Source organism: Mesorhizobium sp. DCY119, from assembly GCF_003590645.1.
Lineage (GTDB): Bacteria > Pseudomonadota > Alphaproteobacteria > Rhizobiales > Rhizobiaceae > Mesorhizobium_M.
In genome coordinates this window covers 2,910,939-2,929,108 of the sequence record NZ_CP031834.1, presented here as the reverse complement: position 1 = coordinate 2,929,108, position 18,170 = coordinate 2,910,939, and the positions used below count along the sequence as shown (strand labels likewise).

The window sequence follows — 18,170 nt, the reverse complement described above, 5'->3', positions numbered from 1 at the left end:
CCGGCTGGCGCGCTAAATGCGCGTGATCATCTGCGGTGCGGGTCAGGTCGGCTACGGCATTGCCGAGCGCCTGGCCGCCGAGAAGAACGACGTTTCGATCATCGATACCGCGCCGGAACTCATTCAGGCGGTGCGCGACACGCTGGACGTGCGCGGCTTTGTCGGGCACGGCTCGCACCCCGAAGTGCTTGAAGCTGCCGGCGCGCAGAACGCCGACATGATCATCGCGGTTACGCTTCACGATGAGGTCAACATCGTCGCCTGCGAGGTGGCTCACGCATTGTTCAACGTGCCGATGAAGATCGCCCGCATTCGCGCACAATCCTATCTCAAGCCGCATTATCAGGACCTGTTTTCGCGCGAGCATCTGCCGATCGACGTGATCATCTCGCCGGAGATGGAAGTCGGCGAAATGGTGCTGCGCCGCATCGCGCTGCCGGGTGCCACTGACGTCGTGCGCTTTGCCGAGAACAAGATCGCGATGGTGGCGATCGAATGCCTGGAGGACTGCCCGGTCGTGCATACGCCGCTGGCACAGTTGAGCGAGCTGTTTCCCGACCTGCTGTCGACCGTGGTTGGCGTCACCCGCGGTCAGAACCTGTTCATACCGCATTCGGCAGACCAGCTTTTGCCGGGCGATCTCGCCTATGTCGTCACGCCCAAGGATCAGGTTCGCCGCACCCTGGGCCTTTTCGGGCATGATGAGGAGGAGGCGACGCGCATCGTTATCGCCGGCGGCGGCAATATCGGCCTGTATGTCGCCAAGACCATCGAGCAGCGCCAGAGCCGCACCAAGATCAAGATCATCGAGTCCTCGCGCGAACGCGCCGTCACCGTTGCCGACCAGCTTCGGCGCACGGTTGTGCTGAATGGCAGCGCGCTTGACCAGAAGCTTCTGCTGGAGGCTGACATCCAGGATGCCGACCTGATGGTCGCGCTGACCAACAACGATCAGGTCAACATCCTGTCGAGCGTCATGGCCAAGCGGCTGGGCTGCAAGGCCAATCTGGTTCTGATCAACAATCCGGCCTACCAGGATCTTACCAAGTCGCTCGGCATCGACGCCTACGTCAATCCGGGCTCGATAACGATCTCCCGCGTGCTGCAGCACGTCCGGCGCGGCCGCATCCGCGCCGTTCACAGCGTCCAGCGCGGTGCTGCCGAGATCATCGAAGCCGAAGCGCTCGAAACCTCGCCGCTCGTCGGCGGCTATCTGCGCGATCTCGACCTGCCGGATGGCATGCGCATCGGCGCCATCTATCGGGACGGACAGGTGCTGAAGCCGAACGGCGCGATGAGAATCAGGCCGAAGGATCGCGTCGTTATCTTCGCTCTCGCCGACGCCGTTCGGCATGTGGAGCAGATGTTTCGCGTCAGCCTCGAATTTTTTTGAAGTTTGCCGGCGATCGGCAATGTCGGCAAAAACGCTCTGAAATCGTTGCAATTTGCAATGTAGCGATCAACCTTCGGTGGTATGGCCTGTGCTTTCGCAGCATCAGGTGTTTTTGACGTTGCGGAAAAAAGGTTAGGCTGATAACGGCTTAGCAGGAATTTACTTCAATATGTCTCGTTCCGCTTGTCGTGGCTTACGACAAGGGGTGGTTTGCGCGCTTGACATGGGTCAATTATTTTGGCGCAGTGGCTCGCAAATCGACGGGGGATCGGCGAAAGATAAGAAAAATGGCGGAACGGTCGCAAAATCTTCAGGATCTATTCCTGAACTCGGTTCGGAAGAGCAAGAACCCACTTACAATCTTTTTGATCAACGGCGTAAAGCTGACCGGCGTGGTGACGTCGTTCGACAATTTCTGTGTGTTGCTGCGCCGCGACGGGCATTCCCAGCTCGTCTACAAACATGCGATTTCCACCATCATGCCGAGCCAGCCGGTTCAGATGTTCGATGGTGAGGAAAGCAACCAGGGCGCCTGATTGGCTCAAGAAAAACACGCCGGCAACGGGGCGCATAGATCACGGGCTGATGGCTCGGAGCGCTCCACTGCGGAAAAACCGACCAGCGCCGTCGTCATCGTGCCGGTGCTTTCACGCCAGCAGCGCAATGACGAGGACTCGAACCGTCCGCGCCTGACGCGCTCAGCCGAGGCGCGGCTGGAGGAAGCGGTCGGTCTGGCGCGCGCGATCGATCTAAATCCCGTGCACACCGCCATCGTCACCGTCAACGATCCGCGCCCGGCAACGCTGCTGGGCAGCGGCAAGGTGGAAGAACTCGCTGAAATCGTTGGCGAAACCCATGCGGATCTGGTGATCGTCGATCATCCGCTGACGCCGGTACAGCAGCGTAACCTGGAAAAAGAGACCAACGCCAAGGTGCTAGACCGCACCGGGCTGATCCTCGAAATCTTCGGCCGGCGGGCGCGCACCAAGGAAGGCACGCTGCAGGTCGAGCTTGCCCATCTCAATTATCAGAAGGGCCGGCTGGTTCGCAGCTGGACCCACCTTGAGCGCCAGCGCGGCGGCGCGGGCTTCCTCGGCGGCCCCGGCGAAACGCAGATCGAATCGGACCGACGCGCGCTGCAGGAAAAGATCATCAAGCTCAAACGCGAGCTTGAGACGGTCCGCAGGACCCGCGACCTTCACCGCGCCAAGCGCAAAAAGGTGCCGTTTCCGGTTGTCGCCATCGTCGGCTACACCAATGCCGGCAAGTCAACGCTGTTCAACCGGTTGACCGGAGCAGGCGTGCTTGCCGAGGACATGTTGTTTGCGACGCTCGATCCGACGCTGCGGCGCGTGCGACTGCCACATGGCACGCCGATCATCCTGTCCGATACGGTCGGCTTCATCTCCGATCTGCCGACCCATCTGATCGCGGCGTTTCGCGCCACGCTGGAAGAGGTGGTCGAGGCCGACCTGATCATCCACCTGCGCGACATATCCGATCCGGATACGGCGGCGCAGGCGGAAGATGTCGAGCATATTCTGGTCGATCTGGGCGTCGACGCCGCTGACAGCAAGCGCATCGTCGAAGTCTGGAACAAGATCGACAGGCTGGACGAGGGCAATCGCGAACGGCTGCTGGCCGAGAGCGCAAGCGGCAAGCCGGCTCCGCCCGTCGCAATTTCCGCCATCACCGGCGAGGGCATCGACGCGCTTGCGGCACTGATCGAAGAGCGGCTGTCGGGAGAACTGGAGCCGGTGAATGTGACATTGTCGCCGAGCCAGCTCGGCATGGTCGATTGGCTTTACCGCAATGGCGACATCGTCAAGCGGACGGACAATGAGGACGGCAGTGTGTCGATTTCGATGAAAGCCACCGCTGTCGCGCGCGACGAGATCGAAAGCAGATTACGGCGTAAAAACAACGGGTAACGGCGTTTACTTCGTTTTCTTCGCCTGTTGCCAGAGCTCTTCCATTTCCTCCAGACTGGCTGCCTCAAGGCTTCGTCCCGATGCGTTCAGGGCAGTCTCGACGTAATGGAAGCGGCTGCGGAATTTTTCATTGGTTCCGCTGAGCGCAGCCTCTGAATCGATCTTCAGGTGGCGGCCGAAATTGACCAGCGCGAATAGCACGTCGCCGAATTCATCCTTGATCGAAGCTTCGTCGGCCTTATCCATCGCCTCGCGTAGCTCGCCGATTTCCTCCTCGATCTTGTCGAGGATCGGCCCGGCTTCACCCCAGTCGAAGCCGACGCGCGCAGCCTTTTCCTGAAGCTTCAGTGCGCGGGTGAGCGCGGGGAAGGCGACGGGAATGCCGTCGAGAAAGCCGCTGCCATGGTCTTCCGCGTCAAGCCCGCGGGCGAGCCGCGCATTGCGCTTCTCGGCCTTCTCTTCGGCCTTGATCTTCTCCCACATGCCCTTGGCCATGCCGGCACTGCGCGCCTTGTCGTCGCCGAAGACATGCGGGTGGCGCCGTATCATCTTGGTGGTGATGGCCTCCACGACGTCGCCGAAGGAGAATTCGCCGGCTTCATTGGCCATCTGCGCGTGGTAAACAACCTGCAGCAGCAGGTCGCCGAGTTCCTGGCGCAGATCGTCGAGATCGGCCCGCGCGATCGCGTCGGCAACCTCATAGGCTTCCTCGATCGTGTATGGGGCGATCGTCTCGAAATTCTGCTCGATGTCCCACGGACACCCCGTTACCGGCGCGCGAAGCGCTGCCATGATTTCGATGAGGCGCGAAATGTCTTTGGATGGCTGCATGGAGTGATGCTAGCGCGTTGACGATATTGCCGACATGGGCCTTGCGATGCCCACGCGCATTGTCCACAGATCAGGCGTCGTTGCCGAAATTCAGCTTCGGTTGCTGCAGCAATTGGAGTTCGCCCAGATTGCGGTCGCCGATGGCATCCAGAAGCAAGCGCCCCATCTGCAGGCCCGCATCGGCAAGATCCTCATAGATCGTATCGACCTGGGGGCGGATCAGGCTGAACAGGCCGGAAGTCTGCTTGGCAACGATGCCGACATCCGTTCCGGGCTTGAGCCCGCGGTCGCTCAGCGCTGCCATCACTGCCAGCGCCGACACTTCACCGCTGCAGACATAACCGTCTGGCGGGTTGGGTTGTGCCATTCGCGCAAACACCTGCGCCTTGATATCGGCGGACGTGCTGTCGAGGTCGATGCCTTCGGCAATCTCGAATTCGACGCCGCTTTCGCGCACAGCCCGCATGAAGCCGTACTGGATATGCTGGAAGAATGTGAAGCGGCGCGGCGGCAGGATGATTGCCAGCCGCTTGCGACCCTTTTCGATCAGGCGTCTGGTCGCCTCATAGGCGAAGCTGAAATTGTCGTAGTCGACATAGGGGTGAGGGGTGCCGAGTTCGGTGCGGCCGTGGCAGACGAACGGGAAGCCATGTTCGAGAAGCAATTTCACCCGCTCGTCGAAAGGCTCGGTGCGGGAGAAGATGATGCCGTCTGCCATGCGGTTGCGCAGGATGTACCGAATAGGGTCGATGCTCGGCACATTGGCGAAATGCGGCGTGATGACGAGATGGTAGGGCGTGCCGCGAAGCGCTGCTGTCAGGCCGCTGACCAGCGACGTGCCGAAGCCGAGGATTTCGTCGTGCGGATCGAGCACGAGCGAGATGACGTTGGTGCGCCCGGTGCGCAAGCGCTGCGCGGCGCGATCGGGCAGGTAGCCGATCTCCTCGGCAACCCGCTGCACCTTCTCGCGTGTTTCGAGCGCGATCTGCGGCGCGCCGCCGAGTGCACGCGATACGGTGGTGACGGCGAGCCCCGTTATCTCGGCGATCGTGCGAAGCGTCGGCTTGGCCGTGGTGCCGTCGCCCGCGTCGCGTTTGCCGCTTCTGTCGGCACCGTCCATCGTCTCAGCCTTTCGATGCGCCGAAAACCGGCCAATTTATATCGTTATAAATGGAAATCAATACACTGAACAGTGATTCTCGATATCTCGACAATCGTGAATAAACGGTGTTTTTTCAATGTGATGTCCCAACATTCGAACTCAATCGAACGAATGCCTTGACAGGGATGGGATTTATATCGTTATAAATTTGCAGCTGGCGCGATCAATCGCCAAGCCATCTGGGAGGATTCTATGTCACTGCGTATGGTTACGAAGCTCGCCGCGGGTGTGGCGCTGATTGCTTTAAGTCTTGGCGGCGCCAAAGCTGCCGACGTCAAGGAAGTCGAAATGCTGCATTGGTGGACGTCGGGCGGCGAAGCAGCTGCACTGAATGTCCTCAAGGGCGATCTGGCGAAGGAAGGTTACGCCTGGAAAGACGTGCCGGTGGCAGGCGGTGGCGGCGACGCTGCCATGACCGCGCTGAAGGCGATGGTCGCAGCCGGTACCTATCCGACCGCCTCACAGATGCTCGGCTATACGGTGCTCGACTACGCACAGGCGGGCGTGATGGGCGACCTGACCGAAACCGCCGTCAAGGAAGGCTGGGACAAGTCGGTACCGGCGGCCCTGCAGAAATTCTCCGTCTATGACGGCAAGTGGGTGGCGGCTCCGGTCAACGTCCACTCGGTCAACTGGCTGTGGATAAACAAGGCGGTGATGGACAAGATCGGCGGCACCGAGCCGAAGACCTTCGACGAACTGATCGCGCTGCTCGACAAGGCCAAGGCAGCTGGCGTCATTCCGCTCGCGCTCGGCGGCCAGAACTGGCAGGAAGCCACCATGTTCGATTCGATCGTCCTGTCGACGGGCGGCCCCGAATTCTACAAGAAGGCGATGAACGACCTCGACGATGAATCGCTGAAGTCCGACACCATGAAGAAGTCCTTCGACAACCTTGCCAAGATCAAGGAATACGTCGATCCGAACTTCTCGGGCCGCGACTGGAACCTCGCCACCGCTATGGTCATCAAGGGCGACGCGCTCGTGCAGGTCATGGGCGACTGGGCCAAGGGCGAATTCGTTGCCGCCAAGAAAGCCCCGGACACCGACTTCTACTGCTATCGTTTCCCCGGCACGGACGGGAGCGTGATCTACAACTCCGACATGTTCGGCATGTTCAACGTTCCGGATGACCGCAAGGCAGCCCAGGTTGCGTTGGCAACCGCCACGCTGTCGAAGAGCTTCCAGTCGGCATTCAACGTCGTCAAAGGCTCGGTTCCGGCCCGCACCGACGTTCCGGATACCGACTTCGATGCTTGCGGCAAGAAGGGCATCGCCGACCTGAAGAAGGCCAATGATGGCGGCACGCTGTTCGGCTCGCTCGCCCAGGGCTATGGTGCACCGCCGGCAGTGGCCAACGCCTACAAGGACGTGGTCTCCAAATTCGTCCACGGCCAGATCACGACCTCCGACCAGGCTGTCGAAGAGCTCGTGAAGGCGATCGACGACGCCAAGTAAGCCTTTGAACGACGAAGCCTCTCCCGCCACTGGCGGGGGAGGCACCGTCTCCGGATCAAGACGGCCCTGGGAGGGGACGGACCAATGAGCACGGTTGCCAAGACCGAGACAGACCTGACGCCGGTGCACAGCACGCGAGTGTCCGGGCGGGCATGGTTGCAGGATGCACTGCCCAAGCTCGTTCTGGCCCCGAGCTTTGCCATCACCATCGTCTTCGTCTACGGCTTCATTCTCTGGACGGTCTATCTGTCCTTCACCAATTCCAAGACATTCCCGTCCTACACTCTCACCGGACCGCGCGCCTATCAGCGCCTCTGGCGCTGGACGTTCGAGAACGATCCGCCATCGAGCTGGTACACGTCGATTACCAATATGGGGATTTTCGGCTTTCTCTATATCGGCATCTGCCTGGCGCTGGGTCTGTTCCTGGCGATCCTGCTCGACCAGAAGATTCGCGGCGAGGGCGTGCTGAGGCCGATCTATCTCTACCCCATGGCGCTGTCCTTCATCGTCACCGGCGTTGCCTGGAAATGGTTCCTCGATCCCGGACTCGGCCTCGAGCAGACGCTGCATCAATGGGGCTGGACGAGCTTCCATTTCGACTGGATCAAGAACAAGGATTTCGTCATCTACACGGTGGTGATCGCCGGTGTCTGGCAGGCGTCGGGCTTCGTCATGGCGATGTTCCTGGCCGGCCTGCGCGGCATCGACGGCGAGATCATGAAAGCAGCGCAGATCGACGGCGCCTCGTCGTTCCAGCTCTACCGGCGCATTATCATCCCGATGCTGCGGCCGGTCTTCCTCTCGGCGTTCATCGTCCTGGCGCACCTCGCTATCAAATCCTACGATCTGGTGGTGGCGCTGACCAGCGGCGGACCGGGCGGCTCGGCCTGGCTGCCTTCCAACTTCATGTATGAATACACATTCAAGCGAAACGAGATGGCGGTTGGCTCCGCCAGCGCGGTGATCATGCTGATGACCCTTACCGCGATCATCGTTCCCTACCTCTATTCCGAACTGAAGGAGCGGCCGCGATGAGCGCCGCAGCCATCTCCGAGCGGCCGAAAACCGGGGCGGGCGGTTCGCGGACGCTCAACCGCGTCGTCATATACGGCCTGCTGGCGTTCTTTGCGCTGGTCTATCTGATGCCGCTGTTCGTCATGCTGGTCACCTCGTTCAAGACCATGGACGAAATCCAGAGCGGCAACATGCTCGCTTTGCCCCAATCCCCCACCTTCGAGCCATGGGTGAAAGCCTGGGGCGAGACATGCGTCGGCCTGACCTGCGCCGGTATCAAGGGTTATTTCTGGAACTCCATCAAGATGGTGGTTCCGGCAGTGCTGATCTCAACGCTGCTCGGTGCGCTGAATGGCTATGTGCTGACCAAATGGCGCTTTCGCGGTGACACGCTGGTGTTCGGGCTGATGCTGTTTGCCTGCTTCATTCCGTTCCAGTCGGTGCTTTTGCCGATGGCGACGATACTGGGCAGCCTCGGCCGCTTCGGCATGACGCTGCGCAACGCCACGGGTTTCTCGTTCGGCTTCGGCAATCCGACCGTCAACCTGGTTTTCGTCCACGTCGTCTACGGTCTGGGCTTCACGACGCTGTTCTTCCGCAACTACTACGAGGCGTTTCCGACCGAGCTGATCAAGGCCGCGCAGATCGACGGGGCGAGCTTCTTCCAGATTTTCCGGCGCATCATGCTGCCGAACTCGCTGCCGATCTTCGTCGTCACCGTGATCTACCAGTTCACCAACATCTGGAACGACTTCCTGTTCGCTTCCGCCTATGCCGGCACGGGCGACGCGATGCCGATGACGGTGGCGCTGAACAACGTCGTCAACACCTCGACCGGCGTCGTCGAATACAATGTCAACATGGCTGCGGCGATGATCGCAGCCCTTCCAACGCTGCTCGTCTACATTATCGCGGGACGCTATTTCGTGCGCGGGCTGATGGCCGGCGCGGTCAAGGGGTAAGGCATGGCGTTTCTCGAAATCCGCAATCTCGAAAAAACCTTCGGCAATGTGAAGGTGCTGAAGGGCATCGACCTGGAAATCGAGGAGGGCGGCTTCCTCGTGCTGGTCGGGCCGTCGGGTTGCGGCAAGTCCACGCTGCTCAATTCGATCGCCGGCCTGGAGACGACAACCGGCGGCACGATCAGCATCGGCGGCAAGGTGATTGACGGGCTGCACCCGTCGCAGCGCGACATCGCCATGGTGTTCCAGTCCTATGCGCTCTATCCGAACATGACGGTCGGCGGGAACATCGCCTTCGGCATGGAAATCCGCGGCGTGCCGAAACCGGAGCGCGACAAGGCGATCGCTCAAGTCGCCGACATGCTGCAGATCGGCCATCTGCTCGACCGCAAGCCGAGCCAGCTTTCCGGCGGCCAGCGCCAGCGCGTGGCGATCGGCCGGGCGCTGGTACGCGATCCGCAGGTGTTCCTGTTCGACGAACCGCTGTCGAACCTCGACGCCAAGCTGCGCGTCGACATGCGCACCGAGATCAAGCGGCTGCACCAGCGCATGGGTACCACCATCGTCTATGTCACCCACGACCAGATCGAGGCGATGACGCTGGCGACCAAGATCGCCGTGCTGAAAGACGGGCTGCTGCAGCAATCGGGCACGCCGGCCGAGATCTACAACAACCCGGCCAATCTGTTTGTTGCCGATTTCATGGGTTCGCCGGCGATGAACCTGATCCCGGTGACGATTACGAAGAACGGTTCGGGCGTGTCGATTTCGACCAATCGCGACGAGATGGAGCCCTTGGCGCTCGGCATTCCGAACGCGCCGGCGGGACTTGCCGCACATGACGGCAAGGAAGTGATCTTTGGCATTCGCCCCGAGGCGCTGACCGACCGCGATGGCGCCGACCGCAACGCGAAAAACATCGCCGAAAGCGAATGCCTGATCGAGGTTGTTGAGCCCGCTGGCTCCGACACATTTGCCGTCACCCGTCTTGGCAAGAAGCAGGTAACCGCGCGACTGCGCGCCGACGTCAGCGTGGTTGCAGGGCAGAAGACGAAACTGGCCTTCAATCTCGACAAGGCGGTGTTCTTCGACCCCGCCAACGGCCAACGGATACTCTGAGGAGAAAGCCGGTGTTGGCGCCCACCGATCAGGCCCTGTCAGGCGATGAATCCGCTCGATCTGCGGAGCGTTCTCGCTGGGCGCTGTCCTGGGATCGCGGCCATGGGGAAATCTTCGCCGTCGGCGGGTCTCTCCATCACCTGACGCTGGTTCTGGATGACGGCTCGTCTGTGACGCCCTTTGCCGAGGCGCCGTGGATCGATGATCCGGAAATAGCCGCCAACACGGACATTCCCGCTCACCTGCGCCAGCTTGGCGGAGAATGGGCCTGCGTGCCGTTCGGCAAGACGGCGCTCGACCCGCACCACCACGGCTATGCCACGGACAATGCCTGGCACGTCACGAGCGAAGCGCTGGGCGAGATCGCTCTGGCGATCGATTATCCACCGGATCATCCGATCAGACGTGCGGAACGCCGCATTGCCGGTGGGTCGGGCAATGCAGCCGTCGAAATCACGCTGACGGTTGAAGCGCGGGCGGATTGTCTCCTGCCGGTCGGTCTCCATCCGATTTTTCGGATGCCGGAGCAGGGCAAGCGGCTGCTGCTTGATCCGGGTGTTTTCTCACAAGGCTACACATTTCCTGAGCCCGTCGAACCGGGCGTGTCGCGCCTGACGCCCGGCATTGCCTTTGCCTCGCTCGAACGCGTTCCGCTGGAGGATGGCGGCTTTGCCGATCTTTCCAGTCAGCCAAGCGGTCTGGCCGAGGAGATCATTCAGATCGACGGTGTGTCCGGCAGGATGCAGCTTCTCTATCCCGACGATGGCTATCGCGTTCAACTCGACTGGAACCGAGACGATTTTCCCTCGGCATTGATCTGGATGTCCGATCGCGGGCGCAGCGCGCCGCCCTGGTTGAACAGCTTTCGCGGGATCGGCATCGAGCCGGTGAACGCCTATTTCGACGACACGCGCTTTGCTCCCCACGCGCCTGACTGGCTGTCACTCGGCAGCGCTTTCACTGCCGGCGAGCGATGGACGACGCGCTACAGGATTTCCGCATCCAGGCTGGGTGCTTCGTCACATGAAGGAACTTCGACATGAAACGCTCCCGCATCAATGAGATCATCCGCGAGGGCGACGCCTTCATCCGCTCCTTCGGTTATGTCATGCCGCCCTTTGCCTATTGGTCGCCGGAGGAACTGAAGACGCGCCGGCCATCCGGCATCGTCGATTCACGCCTCGGCTGGGACATTACCGATTATGGGCAAGGCAAGTATGACGAGCTTGGCCTGTTCCTCTTCACCGTCCGCAATGGCCGCGCAGAGGATCTTACGCGCGGGACCGGCATGCTCTACGCCGAAAAGATCATGATCTCGCGCAAGGACCAGCTTTCGCCGATGCACCGCCATATCGTGAAGGCTGAGGACATCATCAACCGCGGCGGCGGCAAGCTCGTGCTGGAACTTTTCATGCCGGCCGAAGACGGTGGCATCGATCGCCACAAGGAAGTCGAGGTGCCAACCGACGGCGTGGTGAGAAAATTGCCGGCAGGGGGGCTGCTGAAGCTCGATCCGGGCGAGAGCGTAACGCTGCTGCCGGGCGTGTGGCACGCATTCTGGGGCGAGGGCGGCGATGTGCTGATCGGCGAAGTTTCGACCGTCAATGACGACCTCACCGACAACATCTTCGCCGACCCGATCGGCCGTTTTTCCAACATCGAGGAAGACGAAGCGGCGCTACGCCTGCTTGTCTCAGACTACGATCGGTTTATCGACGGAAAGGGCTGACGGCTAACGAACAAACGGCGGCCTCGCTTGACGCGAAGCCACTGTTTCTGTTTCAGGTCAGTGCCAGTTCTTCAGGCCGAGCAACTTCTTGCCGAGTTCGGTCAGTTCAGCGGTCTTGGCGTTCTTCTTCTCCCAGTCGCGGGGGTCGCCGGGGAAGGAGGCGCGCTGCGGCGCTTCCAGTTCGCGCCATGAGGTGACGCGCGCCGTGCGCTCGACAAGATCGTCCTCGTCGGCCGGGAACATCGAGATATACTGCGCCATGCGAACGCGATCCTTGGAGTAGTTCGGGCGCACGCCGTGTGCCAGAAGTGTGTTGAAAATCAAAAGGTCACCCGGGTTCATTTCGATATTGGTTATGGTCAGTCCGTCCAGGTCCGGGTGGTGCGGATCGCGGTCTTCCGGCTGGGTCTTCACCCATTCCTCGAAATTCGAGAACAGTTCGGGAATGCACTGGAAGCCACCGATATCGCCATCCTGCTTGACCAGTGACAGCACGCCCTGAACGCCGATCGGCAGCGGGCGCAGCGACGTGTCGCTATCCCAATGGATGAAGCCGTTGACATTGCCGGGGGTCTTCTTGGGCGGATTGAGGTTGGCGCGGTCGATCGCCACCCAAAGCTCTTCCATGTCCCAGATGTCGACGAAGGCGTCGTAGACGCGCTGCATCTGTCGATTGTCCCACAGATACTGGTGATTGTAGATTTCCACCATGCCGGCGCCGTTGAGCTCCTTCATCTGGTGGTCGCGCCGCTGCGGTGCATACCAGGTGGAGGGGTCCTTCGGATCCTTCTCGTCGAACTCCCAAAGTAGATCGACGAGCTGCTGCACATTCTCCTGCGGCACCGCGTTGCGCACGATCACATAGCCCCTAGTGATCCAGTGCTGCCAGTCGGCTTCGCTCAGAACCCGCAATGGCAGTTTCTTCTCGATGTCCTTGAGCTGCGTCGTGACCTTTTTCGAGGTCGGGTGGGCGTCCTGTTTCAAATCCGTTGCATGCGCCATGAGTTTCTCCTCCATCCATGCCGTGATGATGCTGAAGGATACCGCCTGCAGGGTGCCAATGTTGTACTCGCACGGCACATACTGATACTATCTTGGCGTTCCAGTTTGAACGGAGCCAGAATGAAGCCGTTTCTGGAAAGATTGCGGCCTGAGCCGGGTACTTCCTGGGCGATGCTCAACCGTCGCCTTGACGACGGGATTCCGTTTCAATGGCATCACCACCCCGAGCTCGAACTGACGCTGACCTGCAATTCGCGCGGCCAGCGCTTCATCGGCGATCACATCGGAAGCTACGACGATGGCGATCTCGTGCTGATCGGACCGAACCTGCCGCACACATGGCATTCGACCGAGAAGATCGAAGACAGCGCGCCGCACGTCGCGCTTGTGATGTGGTTTCTGCCTGACTGGGCAAGCACCCTGAGCGCGACACTGGTCGAATTCAGCGCCATTGCGTCCATGGTGGAACGCGCCGCAAACGGCCTGAAGTTCACGCAGTCCTATGCCGCGCGCGCGCGGCCGTTGATCGAAGACCTGTTCTCGCGGCCGCCTGACGAGCGCCTGCTAAGCCTGATGCGCGTGCTCAATATGCTGGCGCAGGATGCCGGCGCCGAGCCTCTTGCCAGCGCCAGGAGCGTTCCTGCGCGCGCCGGCGTCGACCGCTCGCGGCTTGACCGCGTGCTCGACCATATCCACCTGAACTACGCTTCCGGCTTGTCGCTTGGCGAACTGGCCGAGGTCGCCGCCCTCAGCCCGTCGGGCCTCCACCGCCTGTTTCGGCGGCATGCGCATGTTTCCATATCGGACTACATCATGCGCCTGAAAGTAGGCGAAGCCTGCGCGATGCTCTCGGGCACGGAAAGACCTGTCGCCCATATCGCCGACGCGGTCGGATATGAAACCCTTGCCAATTTCAACAGGCAATTCAAGGCATTGAAAGGCCTCACACCGCGCGAGTATCGCAAGAGCTTTCAAGACACGCGCTAATATATCGTGACCGGCGCGCGCCACATTCCTGCCCGTTTGCGAACACAATCGGTTAATAGCGTGCTAATCAATTCCTGCGTAAAAGGAGAGTTGGGGTAGGGATGCCAGACGCTGTGCGGCGTTGTTCGAGGTGTCCCTTTACATGTTCTGCGTAGGTGCATGAGAACGTCTGGGGACCATCAGTAATGCTTATTCTGGCGCGCGGGCATTTTCGCCGCGCTTCCACCATTGCCATTCTGGCACTTTCCGCAGCAGCTCTTGCAGCCTGCGCGTCTGCGCCGTCGAAGCCTGTGGCCGGGAAAAAACGGTCCAAGGAATACTTCGCCGAATCCGAATATGGCGTGAAGGCGAGCCCCCGCGTCTCCAATTTGCGCACCAACCTGCCGCGCGGTGGCGGCCGCGACCAGACCGGGCAGCCGTACATGGTTCGCGGCAAGATGTACTATCCGAAGGAAGACAAGAACTACAAAAAGGTCGGCGCTGCCTCCTGGTACGGCGACGCCTTTCATGGCCGCCTGACGGCGAACGGCGAAATCTATGACATGACGCACCTGACGGCAGCGCATCCGACGATGCCGCTGCCGAGCTATGCCCGCGTCACCAATCTGAAGAATGGCAGCTCCGTGATTGTCCGCGTCAACGACCGCGGACCTTATTCGGATGGCCGCATCATCGACCTGTCCAAGCAGGCAGCGGACATGCTGGATTATTCGCATGTCGGCGTTGCCAAGGTGCAGGTGGAATATGTCGGCCGCGCGCCGCTCGAGGGGCGTGACGATCAATACCTGATGGCTTCCTACCGGCCAGGCAATGCCGCGCCCGATCCTTCAGACGGCCTGCCCACGGGCGTCATGATCGCCATGAACGGTGCAACGCCAAGCGGCAGCCAAAGCGCTGCAGCAACTCCGTTCCCCGGCGTGATGACCGACGCTCCGCCATTTGCGGTGGCTTCCGGCTCGGCAACGCAATCCGTTGCGTTCGGCAATATCGTCCTGCCGGAATTCGGTCCGATCGTTCCGGAACGTCCGCAGGGCGCGCCGACGCAGCTTGCCCTTGCCACCATGTCCTATGCCGACGAGCGTATCCACAGCGCCGTCAGTGCCTTCGCAGCCCTCGACGGCACGCGCATGTCGGCGGGCGACGTCGCGCAGTCCTGGAAGCGGCTCAACCCAAGCCTGACGCAGCCTGAAGCCTCCGCCGCCTATATCGCGGTCGGCACTTTCCATTCCAGGGACGAGGCAAACCGCCTGGTGCGCACGCTTTCGTCAGTCGGCAAGACGACAGTCGAGAAATCGACGGCCGATGGTGCAACGTTCTACACGGTCAGCCTTTTCAGCGACGGGCGCACCTCGCTGGATGACATGCTCGAAATGGCATGGTCGCACGGCGCGCCGGATGCGATGACGATCCGCAACTGATCGCGTCACGGCGTCCGCTCGCCAATTGCGGTTGCTCCACCTGTGCGAACCCTGCTAGCCTCTGTTGTAATCCTCCGGGCAACGGGGTTCGTCATGCAGTATAGCCGACCGTCTTTCCGCACCGCGTTTTTCGGCTTCGCGATTATCTTCGCGTTGGTTGTGCAAGCGCAGGCGCAACTCTTTGAAACAAAAGCGAAACAGGCCTTCATGGTCGATGCCGAAACCGGCTCGATCCTGTTCTCGAAAGACGCCGACGCGCTGATTCCACCTGCATCGCTGGCCAAGCTGATGACCATGGAAGTCGTGTTCAACGCGATCAAGGCAGGGCGCTATACGCTCGACGACACCTTTGCGGTCAGCGAGAATGCTTGGCGCACGGGTGGCGCGAGCTCGGGCGGCTCGACCATGTTCGCCAAGCTGAAATCGACGATCCGCCTTGAAGACCTGATTCAGGGCGTCGTCGTGCAGTCGGCTAATGATGGCTGCATCATCATCGCGGAGGGCATGGCCGGCTCCGAAGCCAATTTCGCCGCCCTGATGACCGACCGTGCGCGCGAACTCGGCTTGACCAAGTCGGTGTTCGTGAATTCGACCGGACTGCCGGCCGAAGGGCAGGTCGTGACGGTGCGCGAACTCGTCCAGCTCGGCATGCACATCTGGAAGACCTACCCGGAATATTACAAATATTATTCGCAGCGCGATTTCACCTGGAACAAGATTACCCAGCGCAACCGCAATCCGCTTCTGGCCATGGATATCGGCGCGGACGGGATGAAGACCGGCTTCACCGAAGAATCCGGCTACGCCATCGTCGGCTCGGTCAGCCGCGACGGCCGGCGCATCTTTGCCGCTCTCAGCGGCATGACCAGCGACCGCGAACGCGCCGAGGAAGCGCGAAAGCTGCTCGACTGGGGCATGCGTTCCTTCGAGAAGACCGAACTTTTCGCCGATGGCGAAGTGGTTGCCGAGGCGAGCGTCTACGGCGGCGCCAAATCCGGTGTCGAACTGAAGGCCAAGGGACCGGTCTCCATCCTCGTGCCGATCACCAACAAGGACCGTTTCAGCGCGCGCATCATCTATAATGGCCCGATCGTCGCGCCGGTGGAGGAGGGCGCACAGATCGGCACCTTGCGTGTCTCGATCGGCGATACGCTCAGCCAGGAAACGCCGCTCTATGCGGGCGAAAGCGTCGGCCTCGGCTCGCTGCATCAGCGCGCGCTGGACGCGGTCGGCGAACTGCTCGTCGGCTGGCTGCGCAAGGCACCGCAGACATAGACGTTTCGGCGTGCGCGGCATAAGACAGGTTCGGCCGGTTCGGATCAATTCGTCCGGCTAGAGCGAGGAATGGACTGAATTGGCGCGCGGACTTTTCATAACTTTCGAAGGCGGCGAGGGGGCCGGCAAGTCGACGCAGATCAAGCGGCTGGCTGACAAACTGCGCGCCAAGGGCTACGGCCTGACCGTGACGCGCGAGCCCGGCGGCTCGCCCGGAGCCGAAGCAGTGCGCCATGTCATCCTGTCGGGCGCGGCCGAATCCTTTGGTCCGAAAATGGAGGCGCTGCTGTTTGCGGCCGCGCGCTCCGATCACATCGAGCAGGTGATCCGCCCCGCAATCGAGCGTGGCAACATCGTGCTTTGCGACCGTTTCGTCGATTCGTCGCGGGTCTATCAGGGCGGCGCGGGCAATCTCGAACCGGAATTCATGGCCACGATCGAACGTGTCTCGGTCAACGGCATGATGCCAGACCTGACCCTGATCTTCGACATTGATCCAGCGATGGGACTGGAACGCGCGACGGTGCGGCGCGGTGACGAAGTCGCTGACCGCTTCGAGAAGGAAACGCTGGAAATTCACCGAAAACGCCGCGAGGCCTATCTGGAGATCGCCCGCAACGAGCCGGAACGCTGCGTCGTCATCGATGCGGCGCAAAAGCCGCATGACGTGGAGGACGTGGTTACGGCTGCCGTTTTCGCGGCACTGGAAGCCCATGCGACGGCTGCTGGCGACCGGGCGCAGGAGGCTTGATGTTCGAACGCATTGCACCCGAACAGCACGACACGCTCGATGGCGTCCCGGAACCTTCCGAAAACCCGCAACTCATCGGACATGGCGAGGTGGCCGAGATGCTTGCCTCGGCCTACCGCGCCGGCAAGCTGCCGCACGCCCTGCTGCTCGCCGGCCCGCAAGGCATCGGCAAGGCGACGCTTGCCTTCCATCTCGCACATCACCTGTTGAAGTACCCGTCGAGCCAATCGGCTCCGTCCGCACTGGCCATTCCTGATCCGGCATCATCGCTGTTTCGGCAGATCGCCACGGGTGCGCATCCGGCGATCCTGCACCTGGCGCGGCCGCTCAACGACAAGACGAAGAACTTCAAGACGGTTCTGACCGTCGACGAAATCCGCAAGGTGAACCGCTTCCTGTCGATGACGTCGCACGATGGCGGCTACCGCGTCGTCATCGTCGATCCGGCTGACGACATGAACACCAATGCCGCAAACGCGCTGCTAAAGAACCTTGAGGAGCCGCCGTCGCGGACTGTCTTTATCCTCATCGTGCATTCGCCGGGCAGCCTGCTGCCGACCATCCGCTCGCGCTGCCAGACGATCCGGCTTTCGCCGCTGACGCCGCAAGACCTGATGGCGGTCCTTGCCAGCGCTGAATCGACGCCGCCGGAGGGCGAGCAGGCTCGCGCAGCCCTTGCCGAGCGCGCCGGAGGCAGCGCACGCGCCGCAATCCTTCTGACGCAATATGGCGGGTTGGAAATAGCCGAGGCGATCGACAAACTGGCGGATGCGCCCGGACTGGAAGTCGGCGCGGCGCACAAGCTTGCCGACGTTGTCGCCGGCCGCGATCAGGCGATCCAGTTCGACATCTTCAACCGGCATGCCCTTGACAGGCTGTCGGATTCCGCAAGCAATGCGGCCCGCGCCGGCGACCTTGCGCGCGCAAAAAAGCTCTCCGATGCTTGGCAGGAAGCGCTAATGGCTATATCTGAGACGGAAACCTACAACCTCGACAAGAAACAGCACGCACTGACCATGATCGACCGCTTGAATGCCGCAATGCGAATGTGACGCTTGTCCGCGCCGGGATGGCAATCGCCGTTCCGATGCGTTATCTGACCGCGACATCTTTCCATATGCACATTTTTGACGGC

At 61.2% G+C, this 18,170-nt stretch carries 17 protein-coding genes; 14 read left to right on the top strand and 3 right to left on the bottom strand.

Annotated elements, in window-relative coordinates:
* Window positions 1-16 precede the first annotated feature (16 nt).
* The 3 genes from trkA to hflX all read left to right on the top strand — a co-directional run bounded on the left by trkA (window position 17) and on the right by hflX (window position 3,324).
* On the top strand, window positions 17-1,393 hold the full coding sequence (trkA, locus tag DZG07_RS14270; RefSeq protein ID WP_119818022.1) for a Trk system potassium transporter TrkA: 1,377 nt from the start codon (window positions 17-19) through the stop codon (window positions 1,391-1,393).
* Window positions 1,394-1,680: 287 nt separating this feature from the next.
* Window positions 1,681-1,929: an RNA chaperone Hfq gene (gene hfq, locus DZG07_RS14265; protein ID WP_091913695.1), complete on the top strand. Its 249-nt coding sequence runs from the start codon at window positions 1,681-1,683 to the stop codon at window positions 1,927-1,929.
* 96 nt (window positions 1,930-2,025) lie between these two features.
* The gene (gene hflX / locus DZG07_RS14260; protein ID WP_245429645.1) at window positions 2,026-3,324 is read left to right on the top strand and encodes a GTPase HflX; all 1,299 of its coding nucleotides are present in this window, start codon (window positions 2,026-2,028) and stop codon (window positions 3,322-3,324) included.
* A 6-nt stretch (window positions 3,325-3,330) separates the two neighbouring features.
* Here the strand turns inward: hflX and mazG are convergent, their stop codons facing one another.
* Both mazG and DZG07_RS14250 read right to left on the bottom strand, forming a co-directional pair.
* Window positions 3,331-4,155, bottom strand: coding sequence for a nucleoside triphosphate pyrophosphohydrolase (gene mazG / locus DZG07_RS14255; protein WP_119818016.1), 825 nt, complete (start codon window positions 4,153-4,155; stop codon window positions 3,331-3,333).
* Between the two features lie 70 nt (window positions 4,156-4,225).
* Complete coding sequence (locus DZG07_RS14250; protein ID WP_119818013.1) at window positions 4,226-5,275, bottom strand: LacI family transcriptional regulator; 1,050 nt, start codon at window positions 5,273-5,275, stop codon at window positions 4,226-4,228.
* A gap of 246 nt (window positions 5,276-5,521) precedes the next feature.
* Here DZG07_RS14250 and DZG07_RS14245 point away from each other — a divergent pair, with 246 nt between their 5' ends.
* The 6 genes from DZG07_RS14245 to DZG07_RS14220 all read left to right on the top strand — a co-directional run bounded on the left by DZG07_RS14245 (window position 5,522) and on the right by DZG07_RS14220 (window position 11,602).
* Complete coding sequence (locus DZG07_RS14245; RefSeq protein ID WP_119818010.1) at window positions 5,522-6,775, top strand: ABC transporter substrate-binding protein; 1,254 nt, start codon at window positions 5,522-5,524, stop codon at window positions 6,773-6,775.
* A gap of 84 nt (window positions 6,776-6,859) precedes the next feature.
* Window positions 6,860-7,813 carry a sugar ABC transporter permease gene (locus DZG07_RS14240; protein ID WP_119818007.1) on the top strand — a complete coding sequence of 318 codons (954 nt, stop codon included), beginning with the start codon at window positions 6,860-6,862 and terminating at the stop codon, window positions 7,811-7,813.
* Window positions 7,810-8,754 (top strand): carbohydrate ABC transporter permease, encoded by a 945-nt coding sequence (locus DZG07_RS14235; RefSeq protein ID WP_119818004.1) that lies wholly within the window; start codon window positions 7,810-7,812, stop codon window positions 8,752-8,754. Before DZG07_RS14240 ends, DZG07_RS14235 begins: the two co-directional genes overlap by 4 nt.
* Before the next feature lie 3 nt (window positions 8,755-8,757).
* On the top strand, window positions 8,758-9,873 hold the full coding sequence (gene ugpC, locus DZG07_RS14230; protein WP_091913689.1) for a sn-glycerol-3-phosphate ABC transporter ATP-binding protein UgpC: 1,116 nt from the start codon (window positions 8,758-8,760) through the stop codon (window positions 9,871-9,873).
* Between the two features lie 11 nt (window positions 9,874-9,884).
* Window positions 9,885-10,916 carry a hypothetical protein gene (locus DZG07_RS14225; RefSeq protein ID WP_133304743.1) on the top strand — a complete coding sequence of 344 codons (1,032 nt, stop codon included), beginning with the start codon at window positions 9,885-9,887 and terminating at the stop codon, window positions 10,914-10,916.
* Window positions 10,913-11,602 (top strand): D-lyxose/D-mannose family sugar isomerase, encoded by a 690-nt coding sequence (locus tag DZG07_RS14220; RefSeq protein WP_091913687.1) that lies wholly within the window; start codon window positions 10,913-10,915, stop codon window positions 11,600-11,602. The genes DZG07_RS14225 and DZG07_RS14220 overlap by 4 nt, the downstream gene beginning before the upstream one ends.
* A 57-nt stretch (window positions 11,603-11,659) precedes the next feature.
* Here DZG07_RS14220 and DZG07_RS14215 read toward each other — a convergent pair whose 3' ends face one another.
* The gene (locus DZG07_RS14215; RefSeq protein ID WP_119821735.1) at window positions 11,660-12,604 is read right to left on the bottom strand and encodes a phytanoyl-CoA dioxygenase family protein; all 945 of its coding nucleotides are present in this window, start codon (window positions 12,602-12,604) and stop codon (window positions 11,660-11,662) included.
* 120 nt (window positions 12,605-12,724) lie between these two features.
* Between DZG07_RS14215 and DZG07_RS14210 the strand changes: the two genes are divergently transcribed.
* The 5 genes from DZG07_RS14210 to DZG07_RS14190 all read left to right on the top strand — a co-directional run bounded on the left by DZG07_RS14210 (window position 12,725) and on the right by DZG07_RS14190 (window position 18,087).
* Window positions 12,725-13,591, top strand: coding sequence for an AraC family transcriptional regulator (locus tag DZG07_RS14210; protein WP_119817998.1), 867 nt, complete (start codon window positions 12,725-12,727; stop codon window positions 13,589-13,591).
* 185 nt (window positions 13,592-13,776) lie between these two features.
* The gene (locus tag DZG07_RS14205; RefSeq protein WP_119817996.1) at window positions 13,777-15,009 is read left to right on the top strand and encodes a septal ring lytic transglycosylase RlpA family protein; all 1,233 of its coding nucleotides are present in this window, start codon (window positions 13,777-13,779) and stop codon (window positions 15,007-15,009) included.
* Between the two features lie 93 nt (window positions 15,010-15,102).
* Window positions 15,103-16,284, top strand: coding sequence for a D-alanyl-D-alanine carboxypeptidase family protein (locus tag DZG07_RS14200; protein ID WP_119817993.1), 1,182 nt, complete (start codon window positions 15,103-15,105; stop codon window positions 16,282-16,284).
* A gap of 79 nt (window positions 16,285-16,363) precedes the next feature.
* Window positions 16,364-17,035 carry a dTMP kinase gene (tmk, locus tag DZG07_RS14195; RefSeq protein ID WP_119817990.1) on the top strand — a complete coding sequence of 224 codons (672 nt, stop codon included), beginning with the start codon at window positions 16,364-16,366 and terminating at the stop codon, window positions 17,033-17,035.
* Window positions 17,032-18,087 carry a DNA polymerase III subunit delta' gene (locus DZG07_RS14190; RefSeq protein ID WP_119817987.1) on the top strand — a complete coding sequence of 352 codons (1,056 nt, stop codon included), beginning with the start codon at window positions 17,032-17,034 and terminating at the stop codon, window positions 18,085-18,087. The genes tmk and DZG07_RS14190 overlap by 4 nt, the downstream gene beginning before the upstream one ends.
* The last annotated feature ends 83 nt before the right edge of the window (window positions 18,088-18,170 follow it).